16 protein-coding genes are annotated in these 17,804 nt (G+C 62.0%); 11 read left to right on the plus strand and 5 right to left on the minus strand.

All coding sequences use genetic code 11. The features are described 5' to 3' along the window. Positions 1-58: 58 nt before the first annotated feature. The gene (locus tag FB009_RS18190) at positions 59-1,054 is read left to right on the plus strand and encodes a substrate-binding domain-containing protein (protein WP_024312389.1); all 996 of its coding nucleotides are present in this window, start codon (positions 59-61) and stop codon (positions 1,052-1,054) included. Between the two features lie 7 nt (positions 1,055-1,061). On the opposite strand, the gene FB009_RS18195 is transcribed toward FB009_RS18190, so the two are convergent. Both FB009_RS18195 and FB009_RS18200 read right to left on the minus strand, forming a co-directional pair. Next, positions 1,062-3,575 (minus strand): TRAP transporter permease, encoded by a 2,514-nt coding sequence (locus tag FB009_RS18195; protein WP_011969475.1) that lies wholly within the window; start codon positions 3,573-3,575, stop codon positions 1,062-1,064. A gap of 212 nt (positions 3,576-3,787) precedes the next feature. Further along, complete coding sequence (locus FB009_RS18200; protein WP_011969474.1) at positions 3,788-4,771, minus strand: TAXI family TRAP transporter solute-binding subunit; 984 nt, start codon at positions 4,769-4,771, stop codon at positions 3,788-3,790. Between the two features lie 336 nt (positions 4,772-5,107). Between FB009_RS18200 and FB009_RS32775 the strand changes: the two genes are divergently transcribed. The 8 genes from FB009_RS32775 (at position 5,108) to FB009_RS18240 (ending at position 13,332) form a co-directional block, all read left to right on the plus strand. Then, positions 5,108-5,467: a DUF2188 domain-containing protein gene (locus FB009_RS32775; protein ID WP_018010239.1), complete on the plus strand. Its 360-nt coding sequence runs from the start codon at positions 5,108-5,110 to the stop codon at positions 5,465-5,467. A 154-nt stretch (positions 5,468-5,621) separates the two neighbouring features. Continuing rightward, positions 5,622-6,323: a transcriptional regulator NanR gene (locus FB009_RS18210; protein ID WP_011969472.1), complete on the plus strand. Its 702-nt coding sequence runs from the start codon at positions 5,622-5,624 to the stop codon at positions 6,321-6,323. A gap of 126 nt (positions 6,324-6,449) precedes the next feature. Continuing rightward, positions 6,450-7,421, plus strand: a complete 972-nt coding sequence (locus FB009_RS18215) for a sialic acid TRAP transporter substrate-binding protein SiaP (protein ID WP_011969471.1) — start codon at positions 6,450-6,452, stop codon at positions 7,419-7,421. Positions 7,422-7,514: 93 nt separating this feature from the next. Beyond that, positions 7,515-8,033 (plus strand): TRAP transporter small permease, encoded by a 519-nt coding sequence (locus tag FB009_RS18220; protein WP_011969470.1) that lies wholly within the window; start codon positions 7,515-7,517, stop codon positions 8,031-8,033. Beyond that, on the plus strand, positions 8,033-9,313 hold the full coding sequence (locus FB009_RS18225) for a TRAP transporter large permease (RefSeq protein WP_011969469.1): 1,281 nt from the start codon (positions 8,033-8,035) through the stop codon (positions 9,311-9,313). Before FB009_RS18220 ends, FB009_RS18225 begins: the two co-directional genes overlap by 1 nt. Next, entirely contained in the window at positions 9,310-10,245 is a 936-nt protein-coding gene (locus FB009_RS18230; RefSeq protein ID WP_018209515.1) for a dihydrodipicolinate synthase family protein, read from the plus strand. Before FB009_RS18225 ends, FB009_RS18230 begins: the two co-directional genes overlap by 4 nt. 13 nt (positions 10,246-10,258) lie before the next feature. Then, entirely contained in the window at positions 10,259-11,167 is a 909-nt protein-coding gene (locus tag FB009_RS18235) for an N-acetylneuraminate lyase (protein WP_011969467.1), read from the plus strand. A 233-nt stretch (positions 11,168-11,400) separates the two neighbouring features. After that, on the plus strand, positions 11,401-13,332 hold the full coding sequence (locus tag FB009_RS18240) for an adenylate/guanylate cyclase domain-containing protein (protein WP_011969466.1): 1,932 nt from the start codon (positions 11,401-11,403) through the stop codon (positions 13,330-13,332). Positions 13,333-13,370: 38 nt separating this feature from the next. Here FB009_RS18240 and FB009_RS18245 read toward each other — a convergent pair whose 3' ends face one another. Continuing rightward, positions 13,371-13,532: a Thivi_2564 family membrane protein gene (locus FB009_RS18245; protein WP_011969465.1), complete on the minus strand. Its 162-nt coding sequence runs from the start codon at positions 13,530-13,532 to the stop codon at positions 13,371-13,373. A gap of 163 nt (positions 13,533-13,695) precedes the next feature. On the opposite strand from FB009_RS18245, the gene FB009_RS18250 reads away from it, so the two are divergent. Together FB009_RS18250 and FB009_RS18255 are read left to right on the plus strand one after the other, a co-directional pair. Then, a complete protein-coding gene (locus FB009_RS18250) occupies positions 13,696-14,286 on the plus strand; it encodes a hypothetical protein (protein ID WP_011969464.1) in 591 nt (196 codons plus the stop codon). 260 nt (positions 14,287-14,546) lie between these two features. Then, complete coding sequence (locus tag FB009_RS18255) at positions 14,547-14,774, plus strand: hypothetical protein (protein WP_011969463.1); 228 nt, start codon at positions 14,547-14,549, stop codon at positions 14,772-14,774. A gap of 89 nt (positions 14,775-14,863) precedes the next feature. On the opposite strand, the gene dhaL is transcribed toward FB009_RS18255, so the two are convergent. After that, positions 14,864-15,502: a dihydroxyacetone kinase subunit DhaL gene (gene dhaL, locus FB009_RS18260; protein WP_011969461.1), complete on the minus strand. Its 639-nt coding sequence runs from the start codon at positions 15,500-15,502 to the stop codon at positions 14,864-14,866. 105 nt (positions 15,503-15,607) lie between these two features. Beyond that, positions 15,608-17,695, minus strand: a complete 2,088-nt coding sequence (locus tag FB009_RS18265) for a bifunctional sugar-binding transcriptional regulator/dihydroxyacetone kinase subunit DhaK (protein ID WP_011969460.1) — start codon at positions 17,693-17,695, stop codon at positions 15,608-15,610. Positions 17,696-17,804 lie beyond the last annotated feature (109 nt).

The following is a 17,804-nucleotide window of genomic DNA, read 5'->3' on the forward strand; positions in this document are numbered from 1 at the left end:
ATTTGCTATATTCGCGCGCGGGTGCCACGATCCGGGCGGTGCAGAGTCGAGGTGAATGATGGCAAGATCCACAATCGTTGAGCTGGCGCGGGCGGCAGGCGTATCGCCGACCACGGTTTCCCACGCCTTCAGCGGACGGCGCTATGTCGACCCGGAGACGAAAGCCAGGATCGTGGCGCTGGCGGACAAAATGGGTTACCGGGCCAATCCGCGGGCCCGCAGGCTCAGAACCGGCGGGGCAGGGATCATCGCCCTTGCATCGTCGATGCCCTTTGCGATCGCGGCCGGTCCTGCCAGGCTGGGCTTCCTGATGGAGATCGCCGCCGCGGCCGCCGTGACGGCCCTTTCGCGGCATCTCGCCCTCTGCCTGGTGCCGCCTCTGGAGCCGGACTCCAACCTTGACGCGCTGGAGGTCGATGGTGCCATTATAGTCGAACCCACGTCCGACGACAGGCTGCTGGAATTCTTCTCCGCCCGCGGCGTTCCCGTTGTCTCGATCGGCAGAGCGCCGGGGCGGGACGACATCCCGTCAGTCGATATCCAAAGCACGGCGACGGCCCGGCTGATGCTGGAGCATCTTGGTGCGAATAACCGTCGCGTCGGCCTGATCACCGGCGAACAACGGCGAAATTCCTACATCGAAACCGAAGCCGTCTACGCGGCTTTCGCGGCGGAGAACGGCTATACGCCCGTCGCGTTGCGCGTCAACGAAAGCGGTGGCGAAGGTGAGGCGGCAGCCATTGCCGAAACGCTCCTGCGAGGCAATCCGGATATCGATGCGCTGTGTGTCCCGGTCGACGCATTCGCAACGGGCGTTCTCACTGCTGCCCGGTCGCTCAACCGTTCCGTTCCTCTCGGGCTGCGTCTCGCGACCCGATATGACGGAATGCGGGCAAAGCTCTCAGTGCCGCAAATGACTGCCGTCAACCTGCATCTTGATCAGGTCGCGGAAGCGGCAATCGACCTGCTGATCGCCGTGATGGAAGGCAAGGATCCCGAGCGGCGCCCGATCGCACCGCCGCTACTGGTCGTGCGCGAATCCTCGGCGACATGACTGCCGTTTATTTGCGTGCGGTTCCCCGCAGGCTGGCTCCGCTGCGATCGGCCCTCTTGCGTGCGAACTGCAGGCCGGCAATGCCTGCAGTCAGAATCAGCGCGATGCTCACCGGGATAGCGGTCGAGGGTTGATCGGCCTTCTTCAGCACTGCGACGACGTCATAGCCGACATCGAGACCGATGCGCTTGGCATAGGATCCGAAGGCGACATTGCTGATCATCAAACTGTCGCCCGCCGGTGTGACCGTGAGGCCGATCGCCCGCAGACGCTGCAGCGGTTCGCCGGGTTCGCCGAGCGGCACGTTGACGGTCTTGCGAACGTCGTCACCCATAAGGTCGATGCCTTGAACCACGAAGTTGATTCGAGCTTTTGCGGGAGCCTCCTGCACCGTCCTCAGGAACTCGGAAGCCGGCAATTCCTCGTAAGGCGGCGAGATCTGATTGACCCACCAGTCCGGCCGGAACAGCGAGAAGCAGGCGAGAAGCAGGACCGCGCTCTCCCACAAGCGGCTCTTCGTCACGAACCAGTTCATCGTCGCGGCCGAGAAGAGCAGGATAGCGGCGAGCGAGATGGCGGCAACCCAGATCGTGTGCGCCCAGGTATCGACGCCGATCAGCAGGATCGCCGGATTGAATATGAAGACGAACGGCAGGATCGCGGTGCGCAGCGAATAGAGCGCGCCCTGGAAACCGGTCGCGATGGGGTCTTCCTTGGAAATTGCAGCTGCGGCAAATGAGGCCAGCCCCACCGGCGGCGTGATATCGGCCATGATGCCGAAATAGAAGACGAAGAGATGCACCGCGATCAGCGGAATGGCGAGGCCCGCCTGCGAGCCGAGCTCGACGACGACCGGCGCCATCAGGGTGGCTACCAGAATGTAGTTGGCGGTGGTGGGAATCCCCATGCCCAGCACAAGGCTGATTGCGGCGATGAGAATAAGCATCATGATGACGTTGCCGCCGGAGATGAATTCGACCAGCTCGGTCATCATCAGGCCGAGGCCTGTCAGCGTGATCGTCCCGACGACGATGCCGGCAGTCGCCGTGGCGACGGCGATGCCGATCATGTTGCGCGCGCCAAGCGCCAGGCCGTCTACGAGGTCCCATGCAGCGGCGCCGACGGAGCTTGCGAAATCCTCCTTGCGGAAGATCGCCATCAGCGGCTTGCGGGTGGCGACGATGGCGAGGATCGTCACGGTGGCCCAAAAGGCGGAAAGCCCGGGCGAGAGCTGCTCGACCATGAGGCACCAGAGCAGGACGGCGATCGGAATGAGGAAGTCGAGGCCGGTTCGCGTTACGTCCCATGCCCGCGGCAGCTCCAGTATCGGCGCGTTGGGGTCGTCGAGCTCCAGATCGGGATAGCGCGACGAATACCAGATCGTTGCGATGTAAAGCGCCGCGCCTCCGATTGCGAGCAGCAAGGGTGCGTTTGCCCCGAAGGCCGCCCGTATGCCGAGGATCCCGTAATAGAGAAGGCAGACTGCAAGGACGCTGCCGGTGAGCCCTAGGCCCATGCGGATCCACCGCTCGCGCGCCGGAGTCGGACGCTGGGGGATCGGTTGCATGTCGAGCTTAACGGACTCCAGATGCACCATGTAGAGAAGCGCGATGTAGGAGAAGACGGCCGGCAGCAACGCGTGCTTGACGATCTCCGAATAGGGGATTCCAACATATTCGACCATGAGAAATGCGGCGGCGCCCATGACCGGCGGCATGATCTGACCGTTTATCGAGGCGCTGGCCTCGATCGCGCCGGCCTTTACGCCGGAAAGCCCGGTGCGTTTCATCAGTGGAATGGTAAAGATGCCGCCAGAGACGACATTGGACACCGACGAGCCGGAGACGACGCCGTTCAGGGCCGAGGAGACAACGGCCACCTTGGCGGGGCCGCCGCGCAGGTGTCCGAGCAATGCGATGGAAATCTGCATCATCCAGTTGCCGGCCCCCGCCTTCTCGAGCAGCGTTCCGAACAGGACAAAGAGGAAGACGAAGCTCGTCGAAACGCCGAGCGCAATGCCGAACACGCCCTCCGTCGTCAGCCATTGGTGATTGATGAATTTCACCAGGGAGGCGCCGCGATGCTGGATAACGTCCGGCATGTACTGGCCGGCAAAGGTGTAGAAGATGAAGACGCCGGCGACGATCACCATTGGCAGGCCGAGCGCGCGACGCGTGGCCTCCAGCAGGAGCAGGATGCCGATGGTGCCGGTGACGAGATCGAGTGTCGAAGGTTGGCCCGGTCGTCCGGCCAGATCGCCGTAGAAGATGAACAGGTAGGCGCCCGCAAAGGCGCCGAGTGCCGCCAGCACCCAGTCGGCGAGCGGCACCCGGTCACGCGGCGAGCTTCTCAGTGCGGGGTAGGCAAGAAAGGTCAGGAACAGCGCAAAACCGAGATGGATGGCGCGGGCTTCGGTATCGTTCAGGATGCCGAAACCGAAGACGAAGGGCAGTGGGGACGCGTACCAGAGCTGGAACAGCGACCAGGCGACAGCGGTGCAGAGCAATATCAGCCCCGTCAACCCCTTGGCGTTGCGTCCGCCGGTATCCGCTTCGGCAACCAGCTGCTCGAGGTCGACATCGACCTTTCGTTCTTGAAGCTCGCTCGTGGCACCCTCCCCACATTGAATGTTGCCGGCGGACAGCGCTCTGCCCGCCGGTAGAATAACGTCCAGGGACCTGTTTACCGGTTTTCGCCCGGACGGGTGTGGCTTAAGCCATTAGCTGGCGAGGCTCACTTCAGCCAGCCCTTTTCCTTGTAGTATCTTTCCGCGCCGGGGTGCAGCGGCGCCGAGAGGCCATCCTTGATCATCTTGGCGGGATCGAGATTGGCGAAGGCCGGGTGCAGCGACTTGAACTCGTCGAAGTTCTCGAAAACCGCTTTCGTGAGTTCGTAAACGCTCTCTTCCGGTACATTGGCCGATGTGACCAGCGTGGCAAGAACGCCAAACGTTTCCGTGTCTTCCGGATTGCCGTTGTAGAGGCCGCCGGGAATGGTCGCCTTTGCATAATAGGGGTTTTCGGCGACCAGTTTGTCGACGACTTCGCCGGTCAGCGGCACCAGCTTTGCGCCGCATGTGGTCGTCGGATCCTGGATATTGGCCGAGGGATGTCCGACGCCGTAGAAAAAGCCGTCGATCTTGCCGTCGCAAAGCGCCGGCCCGTGCTCATCGGCCTTGAGCTCGGATGCGAGGGAGAAGTCGGCCAGCGTCCAGCCCATCGCGCCGAGCAGACGTTCCATCGAAGCGCGCGTGCCGGAGCCCGGATTGCCCACATTGAAGCGCTTGCCCTTGAAATCCTCGAACCTGGTCACGCCGGCATTCGGATGAGCCAGTACGGTGAATGGTTCGGGATGGATCGAGAATACCGCTCTGAGGTCGGTATGCGCGCCGCCTTCCTTGAACGATTCCTCGCCCTTCATGGCGTTGTACTGGACGTCGGACTGTGTCGTGCCGAAATCGAGCTCGCCTTCCTTGATCGTATTCACGTTGAACGCCGATCCACCGGTGGATTCGACCGAACAGCGAATTCCGTGCGTCTTGCGGTCCTTGTTCAGGAGCCGGCAGATGGCGCCGCCCGCTGCATAATAGACGCCGGTGACGCCGCCAGTGCCGATCGTCACGAATTTCTGCTGCGCCACCGCGCTGCCCGAAAAAAACATCGCAGCCGAGAGGGCGGCGATCTGCGCTCCTCGCAACGTAATCCGTTCATGTCTCATCTATTTCTCCCTTGGTATCTCGCGTGCCGCTGCAGCCGTTCCGAATTTTGTGTTTGCAGTGCCACGCGCCTTATCGGACGCGTAAAGGTCGCAGCGGCAGTTTGCATTACACGCAGAAGGGCACGTGCGCGCATGTTACGATCGTTGCGCTTTATCAAGCAAGGGGGGTATTTGCGTAAATCGGCGTGTTGCCGGATGTCAGCCGATCGGTGGCATTCTCTCGATAGCCGTGGCGAATTTCCGGGGCAATCTCCCATAATCGGTCCGCCGGAATGCGGCGTTGGGGGAACCAAGGCCATGTCAGGATGTTTCCTCCCATCTAACGGGAGCACCGCCATGGCAACAATACGATATGAAATTGTAGAGCACGACGGGGGCTGGGCTTACAAAGTGGACGACGTCTTTTCCGAAGCTTTCGCCACTCACGCCGATGCTCTGGCTGCAGCCGAGATCGCCGCGCGCCATCATGAGCTTCCCGGCTCGACCGAGGAGATCGAGTTTCAGGATACCGACGGCCGGTGGCATGAGCAGGTTGCGTCCGGCTTCGATCGTCCGCACACCAAGGTCGTTGATACGCCGGAAGAGAGGAATGTCGGGGAGCGCCCAAGCGCCGCCGAACCTCGCAGCTCCCTCCAGACTTTTTTGTTACTCGCCGGCCTCGGCCTCGCGATCGGATATTTTGTTCGTCGGCATTGAAGCTCGCGGCGCCTTGCCCAAGGAGCTATTCGCGAGCCGCTGAGTGGAAGACGTGCGCCGTTGATGCCGAGCGCCACTCTCCGCGTGCTCGGTCAATAAGCGCGGCCCGATGCCCTCTTGACTCTCGCTGGTATAACAGCTTAACAATTATACCATGAGCACACTCGCAGTCCGCAAGAAGCTTTCTGATGAAGTCCGGTTGAAGCTGGAGGAGATGATCCGCGACGAGATCTATCCTCTCGATTCCACCCTTCCCTCCGAGCGGGATCTGATGGAGCTGTTCGGCGTCGGGCGCCCCTCGATCCGCGAAGCGCTGTATGCGCTGGAGCGCATGGGGCTCGTGAAGATCAGCACCGGCGAGCGCGCCAAAGTCACGCGCCCGACGCCGGACCATTTCCTGACTTCGCTTGCGGGTGCTGCGCGCATGCTTCTCGGACGCCCGGAGGGTGTGGCGAACTTCGAACAGGCGCGCTTGTTTCTCGAGGAGGGCTGCGCGCGGCATCTGGCGGCGTATGCCACGGCGGAGCAGATTGCGGCGATCGACGCGGCGCTTGCTCGCAACGAGGCTGCGATCGGCAAGGCTCGCGCCTTTGCCGCAACCGACGTCGCCTTCCACCGCACGCTGACCCAGATGGTTTCGAACCCGATTTTCGTCGCGGTACACGACGCGTTTGTCGACTGGCTGATCGGCCAAAGGCCGCTGCCGACCAAACCGGAGATTTCGAACAGAGAGAGTTTCGACGAGCACGTGGCGATCGTGGAGGCGATCCGAGCACGCGATCCGGAGCATGCCGGACGTGTCATGCGTGAGCACCTGGAGAGTGCCGCGCGCAAATACAGGCAAACGAACCCTTAGAGCGCCGTGCCTGCGAATGGACGTGCGGCAGGCGCTTTAATCCATTTGAACCGACGCATCGTGCTTCGCGAAAATCGAAACCGATTTCGGGCCGATGCGGGAGGCCTATAAAGGGAGGAGTAGTCGATGAAAAAAGGATTGATTTCGCTCGCGCTTGCGGGGCTGCTCATGGCTTCGCAAGCCATGGCTCAAGAGGCGCGCACGCTGCGCCTGGGGATGCAAGGCACGGCCGGGGACCCGCAATTCGAGGGTGTCACCGAGGCCGCGCGCATCATCAAGGAAAAGTCCGGCGGTCGGCTGACGCTGGAAATCTTCCCCAATTCGCAACTCGGCACCTTTACCGAGATGATGGAGCAGGTGACACTCGGCGAACTCGACTTCACGCTCAATCCATTCGGGGGCATGGATGCCTGGGTTCCCCGGGCCGTGTTGGCGAGTACTGCCTATGTCGTCGGCGACTTCGAGCATCTTCAAAAGATCATCGCCTCGGACTGGGGCAAGGGGATCGTCGACGAATTGCGAACCGAGCACAAGTGGCGCATGGTCGACTCCTGGTATTTCGGAACGCGGCACACGACGGCAAAGAAGCCCATCGAAAAGCCTGCGGATTTCAACGGCATGAAGCTGCGCGTACCGAATTCCGCGCCGCTTCTGACCTGGGCGAAGGCAATGGGCGCGAGCCCGACCCCGGTCGCGTTCGCCGAAGTCTATCTGGCGCTCCAGACCAATCAGGTGGATGGTCAGGAAAACCCGCTGCCGATCATCGACTCGATGAAATTCACCGAGGTGCAGACCCATGTTTCGTTGACCGGGCATCTGGTGCAGGACCAGGTCGTCCTCATGTCGGAGGATACGTGGAATGCGCTTGATCCCTCCGATCAGAAACTCGTCATGGAGGCATTCGAGGCTGGCGGGGCCCTCAACGACAAGCTGGTTGCCAATAAGGAAACGAGTCTCGTCAGCGATTTTCGTGAGCGCGGAATCACCGTGGTCGAACCCGACAAGGCAGCTTTCCAGGAGGCGATGAAGCCCGTCTATGCCGATCTCGATGCGAGGTTCGGCGCGGGCACGGTACAGACGCTGCTCGATCTCCGATAAATAGCGACGGCTACAGGTCGGGGCCGACCTGTAGCCAGCCACCCCGCAGGCGCGGCTGGTCGCCACGCCTTCTCCATTCCAGGGAGTTCAACAATGGCTGCTTCAAGCCGCCGGCGGAGCCTTGCCCACATCGAAGAGACATTGGCTGCGATCCTTCTGGTCTTCGCCTTCGTTGTGATTGCGCTGCAGATCGTCACCCGCTTCGTCTTCCGTGATCCGATGTTCTGGACGGAGGAAGCTGCGCGTTATGCCTTCGTGTGGCTCGTGGCGCTCGGGGCCGCCGAGGGCGTCACCTCACGGACGCACATCACCATGGATATCGTGCCGCGTATGCTCCCGGAGCGCGTACAACTGCTTCTGCGGCTCGTTCTGGATCTCGTGGTGCTCGCCGCGCTGCTCGTCCTCGTTTACTACGGCATCTTCGGCGCCATGCGTGCCCACAAGGTCATGTCGATCGCCATCGGCGTGCCGGAATCGTGGCTTTACGGCGCCTTGCCAGTCTTCGGGCTGCTGGCTGCTATCCGGATACTGCTTGTCATGGCGCGGGATGTGCGGCTGCTATTCGACAGCGGCCGCCCGGCCGTCGATGCCCCATCCGAAAGGTATCTCTGATGACGACGCTCTTTGGGGGCTGGTTTGCCCTTCTGGTCGCCGGTATGCCGGTCGGCTTTACGCTGATCGTGGCGGCGCTTGCCTATATGCTCTGGCAGGGAACGGGCCTGAACTTTGCCGGCCAGCGCATGATTGCCGGCCTCAACAGTTTTCCGCTGCTTGCCGTTCCCTTCTTCATTCTCACCGCGCAATTGATGAATCTTTCGGGCGTGACCGAGCGCATATTCGCCTTCGCCAAGGCTCTGGTCGGGCATGTCAGGGGCGGGCTCGGCCATGTAAACATCATGGCGAGCGTAATGTTCTCCGGCATGTCCGGTTCGGCAGTCGCCGATGCGGCGGGCCTCGGCCAGCTTGAGATCAAGGCGATGCGTGACGCCGGCTATGACGAGCAGTTTTCCGGTTCGGTGACCGCCGCATCGGCGATCATAGGTCCGCTGATTCCACCCTCCATTCCCCTCGTGGTTTATGGGGTGATCGCCAATACCTCGATAGGCGGCCTTTTCCTGGGCGGCATCGTGCCGGGCCTCCTCTGCGCAATCTCGCTGATGGTCATGGTTTATGTGATCGCCTGGCGCCGGAACTACCCGACCGAAGAGCGCTCCAGCCTTCGCCGGATCTGGTCCACCTTCTGGCGTGCGCTGCTTCCGCTCATTACCCCGTTCATCATTATCGGCGGCATCTTTGCGGGGATATTCTCGCCGACCGAGGCCGCGGTGGTTGCAGCCAGCTATGCTCTCTTCCTCGGGGTCGTGGTCTACCGTGAAATTACCTTCGCCAAACTGGTGATTGTCTTGCGTGAGACCGTCAGCCATACGGCCGCCGTCGGCCTCCTCATCATGGGGGTGTCGCTGTTCGGCTATGTGATCGCACGGGAGCAGGTGCCTCAGCACGTCGCCGCGTTCTTCCTTGCGTATGCCGATGACCCGTTGACCTTTCTGATCCTGGTCAATCTCATGCTTCTCGCGCTCGGAACCTTCATAGAGGCGCTCGCCATCCTGCTTCTCATCGTGCCGGTACTGGTGCCGACCGCGCTTCAGTTCGGGGTGGATCCCGTCCATTTCGGTGTCATGGTCGTGTTCAACCTGATGATCGGCATTCTGACGCCGCCTATGGGTGTGGCGCTTTTCGTCGTGTCCAAGGTCGCCGATATTCCCTTCGGCCTGCTTGCACGCGGCATCCTGCCTCTGCTCGTTCCGCTCGTCCTCGTCCTGGTACTGATCACCCTGTTCCCCGCGCTCGTCACCTTCATACCCGACCAGATGCTCGGAGCTGCCCGATGAGCATCTGCGCCAAACGGCCTGAAGGCATCTGGGGAGCGGTGCTCCTGCCGATCGACCGACGCGGGGAGATTGAATGGTCCGCCTTGCACGAGCAGCTATCCACACTTCATGAAAGCGGGCTCGAGGGCATATACACAAACGGCACCGCCGGCGAGTTCCACAGCCAGACCGAGCAGGAATTCGATCGGCTGAGCCAATTGGTCGCCGAGTTCTGCCGTCTCGTCGCTCTGCCCTTCCAGATCGGCGTTTCGCATTCGAATGCCCGAGTTGCGCGCGAACGGCTGGCCCGCATCGCGTCTCTGCGTCCCGACGCCGCTCAGGTCACTTTGCCCGACTGGTGGGCGCCGAGCTACGAAGAGGCGGAGGCCTTTCTGGCCGGAATGGCGGCAACGGCGCCCGAGGTTCCGCTGGTCCTCTATAATCCGCCCCATGCCAAGCGCCGGCTGAGCCACGGCGAGATCGCAAAGCTCAGGACTGCGATCCCTACGCTCATCGGCGCCAAGCTGCCGGGCGGTGATGAATTCTGGTACGAGGAACTTCGGCGCAAACTTCCGGACTTTTCCGTCTTTATTCCCGGGCATTTCATGGCCAGCGGCTGCCTCGCCGGCGGCCGGGGCTCCTATTCGAATGTCGCCTGTCTGAGCCCCGCCGGCGCTGTCGGCTGGTGGCGTCAGCTTCGCGAAGACCCGGCGGGCGCCCTGGCGTTCGAGTCGCGCGTCATCGCCTTCATGAACGAGCAGGTCCTGCCGCTTGCAGTACGCTATGGCCTGTCGAATGCCGCGCTCGACAAGGCGCTGGCTGCAGCCGGCCGCTGGTGTTCCATGGGGCCACACCTGCTCTGGCCCTACAGTTGCGCCCCCGAGGAAGCGGTTGCCGAGCTTGGCGGCGCCGCCCGCCGGCAATTGCCCGAACTTTTTTCCATGAACCAGTGAAAGCGACAAAACGATGCAACTCGAAGGGATCTTTTCAGCCCTCCTCACCCCGTTCTCTGAAGACGAAGCCATCGACCGGCAGGCCGTCGGAGCACTCGTCGATTTCCAGGTCGGCCTGGGCATAGATGGGGTCTATGTCGGCGGCAGCTCGGGCGAAGCGATGCTGCAGTCGCTCGACGAGCGGGCCGACTATCTTTCCGACGTCGCGGCCGCGGGCGCCGGCCGTCTGAAGCTGATCGCTCACATAGGCACGATCGCGACGAAAGATGCGCTCAGCCTATCGCAGCACGCGGCCAAATCCGGCTATCAGGCGATCTCGGCAATCCCGCCCTTCTATTACGATTTTTCCCGCCCCGAGGTCATGGCGCATTACCGCGAGCTGGCAGACGCTTCCGCCTTGCCTCTCATCGTCTATAATTTCCCGGCCCGCACGAGCGGCTTCACTTTGCCCGAACTGGTCGAGCTTCTCTCGCATCCCAACATCATCGGAATCAAGCACACGTCGAGCGACATGTTCCAGCTCGAACGTCTCCGGAATGCTGCCCCTGATGCAATCGTCTATAACGGTTACGACGAAATGTGCCTCGCCGGCTTCGCTATGGGCGCACAGGGCGCGATCGGCACAACCTATAACTTCATGGGCGATGTGTTTGTCTCGCTCAGGGCCTGTGCAGCGGCGGGGCGGATAGTGGAGGCGCGGCAGCTGCAGGCCATGGCGAACCGCGTGATCCAGGTGCTGATCAAGGTCGGTGTCATGCCGGGGTCGAAGGCGTTGCTCGGCATTATGGGCATTGCGTCCGGTCGATCGCGGCGCCCCTTCCGCAAGGTCGAAGAGGCGGATCTCGCAGCACTTCGCGAAGCCTTGGCGCCTGTCCTCGCCTGGCGTGAAAGCGGCAGGGCTGCGAGCGGGCTGACCGGCTGATGTGAACTGTGCCACCCAAAGGCCGCAATCCATGTGCAGCATGGGTCAGTCCGTTCGCATCCTGCCTTCTTCGCATTCCTCTCACGGCCTTCGTACAGTTTTTCGTCAGCGGCAATCGGGAGCGCACGCGTCGATCTCCAGGATGGGCTCAGGCGACGTTCGGACACGGAGTTTTGAGTGGACGGGCGGGTTCGGTCCCATAAAGATGCGCGTGAAGACTGTCGAGGCTCGTGATGGAACGCAAACTCGCAGCAATCGTAGCAGGCGACATCGTCGGCTATACCCGGCTGATGTCCGAGGACGAGTCCTCGACCTATTCCGCATTGCGGGAGGTTTTCAGCGCGCTGATCACACCTGCGGTCGAGAAGCACGGCGGCCGAACATTCAAGACCACGGGCGATGGTTTTCTCGCGACGTTTCCGAGCGTCAACGAGGCCCTTGACGCCGCAATCGAGATCCAGAACGGATTTGCGGATCGGCCCTTCGACATGCGCCTCGGCATCAATCTCGGTGACGTCATTGAAGTCGATGGCGACATGTTCGGCGACGGCGTGAATGTCGCGTCGCGGCTAGAAGCCATGGCCGAGCCCGGCGGCATTTTTGTGAGCGAAGCCGTGGTTCGCAGCGCTGACCGGAACCGAAGCAAGCTCTTCTACAGCATCGGGCGAAGGCAGGCGAAGAACATTCCCGAGCCGCTCGCCGTCTATGCCGTGCGGCTTGGGGCGGATGAGGAAAGCCCCAGCGGCTGGTTTGGACGGACGGCTCGCGGGCGCCGCGCCGCCTTGCCCTATGCTATCGGAGCCGCAGCATTTGTCCTTATCGCCGCTGCCACCCAGGCGCCTGCGGTGAGAGCGATCGGCGCGGACATGGTCGATAGCTTCGGACGTCTGACCGGTGCGGAGCTTGCCGATGCAAGGCCGACGGTCGCGGTTCTGCCGTTCGATGATATGAGCGGCGGCGCCGATCAGGCCTATTTCGCCGATGGGCTTACGGAAGACATAATCGCCAATCTCGCGAGAAATCGCGAGCTTCAGGTGATCGCCCGCAATTCCACCTTCGCCCTTCGCGGCCAGGCCGAGGACATTCGCCGGATCGGCGAAAGGCTTGGCGCCGGCTATGTGGTGGAAGGCAGTGCCCGGCGCGCCGGAGACCAGCTCCGCGTCGTGGCGCAGTTGATCGATGCGCGCAGCGGTGCGCATCTGTGGTCGCGCAGTTACGACCGCCGGGTCGAGGACATTTTCTCGGTCCAGACCGAGCTGACGGCCGAGATCGTGTCGCATCTCGTTTCCTATGTGCGCGAGTCGGAAGTATCGAACGCGGCGGAACAGCCCACCGAGAACCTTCAAGCCTACGATCTCGTCCTGCAGGCGCGTAACCGTTACAAGCATGGTTCGAAAGACGCCGAGGCGCTGATCGCTTCTCGTGCGTTGCTTCATAGGGCACTCGAACTCGATCCTGGCTATGCCGCAGCGCGCGCCAGTCTCGGAATGACCTACATCGTAGACTTCGTGCAGAACCTCACCGGCCGGGCGACCGTGACCGATGTGGAAACAGGGCTTAGCGAGTCGCGGCAGGCCGTCCGCCTCGATCCGAACCTCGCAGTCGGGTACCAGGTGCTCAGCTTCGGCCTCTCGGCCACCGGGGACTATCCCGGCGCCATGCAGGCGGCACAACGCGCGGTCGAGCTCAATCCCAACGATCCGGACAGCCTCATGGCACTGGCCAAGGCGCAGGTCAGATTCGGCAGCTATGACGAGGCTGTGCAAAACGCCGAGCGGGCCCGGCGGCTGCATCCGATGGCGCCGGAATACTATACCTATGTGTACGGCCAGGCGCTTTATGCTGCCGGCCGCCTCGATGAAGCCGATGAGGTCTTGCGCGAATGCCTGATCCGGGCGCCGCGCGAACCGGATTGCCTGCTGATCCAGACGGCCGTCCTGAGCCAGCGTGGAGACGCCCAGGGGGCGCAGCGCACCATGGCGCGGCTGACCGAAGCAGATCCCGAATTTTCCCTGGCCAGCGAGCGCGCCCTGCGCCGGTTCGGCGACACCGCGCTCATGGAGCAATTCCTGTCGCAGCTTTCCGAGGCAAACGCTCCGGACGTTACCAGTGGCTTCGTTCAGCCGCCCCCTCAAGCACGCATTCAGACGGCCAACAGTCTGTAACACTTGCTCCGGCGTCCGCGTTTTTGCTGTCGCACGCGTCAGAACACCGCGAGATACCGCAGCAGCGACAATATGCCGATGATGATCACGATCGCCTGAACGATCTGCTTGGTGCGCGCATCGAGGGAAAGGCGGTTGACGAGATAGAGAACCAGAATGACGACGAGGAAGGTGATCAGGATGCTGATCAATACCGACATGTCTTTTGTCCTTTCGCGGAGGCGTTGTCTGCACTTCAACTATAGGAGGCAGGTCAAAAGACAAGTGGAAGGCGAAAAAAACGTAGCCTTGTCGTGGTCTTAGGACGGTTGCCTTTTTCCTCTCGTTGCCTATCGTAACCTCTGCAACCAGAGGGAGAGATGCATGAGGGGCGCATCGGCGTTAATATTCGGCGGTCTGTTGTTGACGGCACCGGTTTGTGCTGCGCAAACCATTCCCTGGAAAGATGTCAGCGGGTGGAGCGTCCTGATAGATCCTTCCACTGGCAATGGTTGTTTCATCTCGACGATGTATGAGGACGGCACCATCCTCCGCCTGGGCTTCAATTTCTTCCAAAGCCAGACGAAGATCTACCTGGCACTCGGAAACAGCGACTGGAAGTCTCTCGAGGTGGGCAAGGATTACCCGGTCCAAATCCAGTTCGACAGAAATCCCGTCTGGAACGCCACTGCCCAGGGGATCGATTTTGGCGGCATCAACTTCCTGTCGGTTTCTACCACCGACACGAACTTCGCCGAGGAGTTCAGCCGGAAGCTAGGAATGCGCGCGACCTTCAACGGTCGCGAGGTAGCGGCCCTTGGCCTTAAGGGTTCGGCACGTGCAGTCACTGAAATGATCAATTGTCAGGAGTCAGTCAATGCTGCCGCCTCGGCACGCAGCACGCCCCAATCGCCCAAGGACCCATTCGAGGCCGCGCCGGACAAAAAGAGCGCCAACGACCCTTTCGAGCTTTAGGTCGCGTATCGGGGGCATCTCTGTGTTCGTCACAGGATGAAGCAGCGCCGCGTCTGCGGCGCGAAGGGGTCTTTTCAGCCCAAGGACTTGCTCTGGCTCTGTGAAAAGCAGAGGGCGCTTCAGCATCCTTGAAACGGTTGGTGCGCCGTGACATGAATGCCTCCTCAGAAGAATGTCGCGGCCTCTGGATTTGCGCGACATCCGCACCAATATGATGTCAGATCATCAACAAACCTGCTTTGATCGGAGGGTCAAAGGAAATGTGGTTGCGCTTCTCGGATATCGCCATGGGCGACGACGAAATCTCGATGTTGCGACGCGTTCATGCCTATGCCTGCTCCTTCAGGGAATTGGAGCCGGACAGCGAACACGGTGCGGAAGTTGGTAAAATGCTGTTTCACCTCTACCAGAAAGGCGTAAGGAGCGAACTTGCGCTGATGCAGATGCTGACAGCGGGTGATGGGCCGGCTGCGCCCGAGGCGGGGTAGCGCGTCAGATTTACCGGCCGCTGTGGCCGCGAGGTGCGGCAGAGGCGAGTCCCTGGCCGCGGGAAGAGTATTCCCGCGAGGCTTTCGCTCTACCGCAGAGTTCGCGCCATGGCGCCGATGATCAGGACGGCCGAGGCGGCGCCGGGGTCCATGTGGCCGAGCGAGCGTTCTCCAAGCCGGGCCGCACGGCCTTTTGTCGCAACCATGGAACGTGTCGCGTTGGCGCCGTTTTGGGCAGCCGCTGTGACGTCCGCCCAGAACGCATCGGCGGGCTTGCCGGCAGCGATCGCCTGCGCAGCAGCGTCGGCGGCCGGAAGCCAGACGTCGAGCATGGTCTTGTCGCCTCGCTGGCCTTTGCCCCGCTCGCGGATGCCGGATGCGATCGACTGGACAAGAAGGGCGCAAGTCCCGAGATCCAGCGCATCGCATCCTTCCAGAGCCTGCGCCGCCCGGCGGAAGGCCGTGGCGTAAAGCGGACCCGTGGAAGCGCCAACGGCATTCAGGAATGCGCTTGCGGCCGCCGTCATGACGCTGCTCAGCTCGGCGCTGCTTGCATCCGTTCTCGCAAGTTCGCTGGTCACGGCAGAAAAGCCGATCGCCATGGTGATCCCGTGATCGGCGTCGCCGATCGCGCCGTCAAGCTCAGACAGGCGATCTCTCTCCGCCCCGATGTCACTGGAGATCGCGTCAAACATTTCGATCAGGCGGCGCACCGCGATTTCCGACATCATTTCCTCCCGCGGCCCTTGGCGCCTAGAAACTCTACCATCTGCAGCGCTCCAGCCCTTTATGACTTGCACGGGGGACCGTTACACATTTTCTCCGGAAACGCCCTAGTTGATCTTCAGGAATGCCGTTTCGCAAGGGTGATGAAGCAGTTCTGACAGCTCCTGATCGAGATGGAGGATGGTGATCGAAGCACCGACCATATCCAGCGAGGTGCAGTAGTGTCCGATCCAATTGGCTTCGATCAGAATGTCTTTTGCCGCCAGGCGCTGCTGAACCCGCCGAAACAGGATGTAGAGTTCCATCAGGGGCGTCGCTCCAAAGGAATTGACGAGCACGGCAACGCGGTCGCCGGGTGCTGCCTTCATCTCGTTGAAGACGCGGTCCATGACGCTGTCGGTTATCTCGTCCGCCGATCTGATGCGCTCGCGTGTCACGCCCGGCTCGCCGTGGATTCCCATACCGACCTCCATGTCTTCCGGGCCTATCTCGAAATTGTGCCGGCGCGTCTGCGGCATTGCGCCGGGCTCGAGCGCGACCCCCATCGTGTAGGTGCGCAGGTTCGCCTTGCGCGTAACCGCCGCGCAGGCTTCCAGCGAAAGACCACGGTCGCAAGCCGCGCCGGCGATCTTGAAGATGAAGAAGTTGCCGGCGACGCCGCGTCGGCCTTCGCGGTCCTCGATCGGCGAGGATGCAATGTCGTCGGTCGTCAGGACGGTCTGCACGCGAATGCCTTTTTCTTCGGCGATCTCGGCGGCCATCTCGAAATTCATCACGTCGCCGGCGTAATTGCCGTAGACGAAGAGCACACCTGCTCCACCGGACGCTGCTTCGGCGCATTGTACGATCGGATCGGGCGGCGGCGAGGAAAAGATGTTACCGACGGCAACCGCATCGGCAAGACCCTTGCCTACATAGCCGAGGAAGCACGGTTCGTGACCCGTGCCTCCGCCGATGACGAGGCCGACCTTTTCCGGCCGCGGCCCGCTGCGAGCGGCGAGCGCTCGATGCGATCCGTTGATCGGCTTAAGATATTTCTCGTGCGCTTTGACGACGCCGTCGAGCATCTCTTCGACAACCTCGTTCGGATTGTTGAGGAATTTCTTGACATGGCTGCGGTAGGTGCTCAGCGTCTGCACGAGTTTTGGACGGTGCGAAAGCCTGCTGTCGAGTGCCGTGCCGCCGTCTGCGCGCAAGATACCGTGACCTGTCGCAGCGTCCGTGATCAGCACGTTGACATAGCCACCGCGCAACGCCGCCAGCAGCGCCGGAACCTTGTCAAAGCCGCCGGCCACTGCGATGCGCGTGCCGATCCTGCGAAGCAGGTCAAGGGAGATGCCCACCGTCCGGTGGTCGAGCGGCCCCGCAACCGGGCGGCCGCGCTCGTCGATGAAGCGGCCGGCGACGACGCCGACCGCGCCGGCCGCGAGATAGTCCTGTAACGAAACCGATTCGAAGAAGCCGCTGGTGTGGATGGTGGAATTCGGCCTAAGCGACGATATGCCGAAGAGCACCCGGTTTGACCGCGCCAAGGTCGCAAACTGTTCCCGCACAAGGGGTTCGTCCAGAAGCATCTGCAGGAGCTCGGGCGACCTGACCACAGCCGGCGCGGTGATATTGACGCAGCGGGCGGCGATTGCCCGCGCCACGGCAGAGGCGCAAAGTTCCGGCGTATACGGAAAGGACGCCGTGGTGCCTCCTGTCGCCTGAACCACGGTCATGTCCTGAAGAGACGTGATTCCGGCGTGTTCGCCAACCGAAAGAACGGTGCGGCCCCAGGCGACGGCAAGCGTGTCGCCGGATTTCAGGAGCTTCGGCAGCGCCTGCGCTCCTGCCGCCCCGAGGCGATCGATCAGCGGACGCGCATTGTCGTCGCTCGGAACCACGAGGCAATCGGTCAGGCCGAAATGCCGCTTCAGTTCCTGTGCGACCGTGAGCGACGCCAGGCGCGCCGGCTCGATCGAAATGTTGACGATGCCCTTTTCACGGGCGTCGGCCAGATAGCTGTTGACCGTCGCGCGCGACACACCCATCGCCTCCGCGATCTCGCTTTGCGTCATGCCGTCTTCGTAATAAAGCCAGCAGGCCCAGACATAAGGATCGTCACCGTAACGCAAGGGGATCGCGTCCGAGCCGTCCATCGTGCCGCCTCGGTTGGCTCCGCCTTTGCGCGGTGAGGGTGTCTTCATCGTCATGCAGTCGTGTACTTCCCCTTGTTTCGGCCGCGAGGATGGAAGCAACGCCGTGCTTTTGCAATGGGGCGGGAATTGCGCCGATGCTGCCCTGTAGGGGAATTCGCCCTGG

It is taken from the genome of Sinorhizobium medicae (assembly GCF_007827695.1).
GTDB classification, from domain to species: domain Bacteria; phylum Pseudomonadota; class Alphaproteobacteria; order Rhizobiales; family Rhizobiaceae; genus Sinorhizobium; species Sinorhizobium medicae.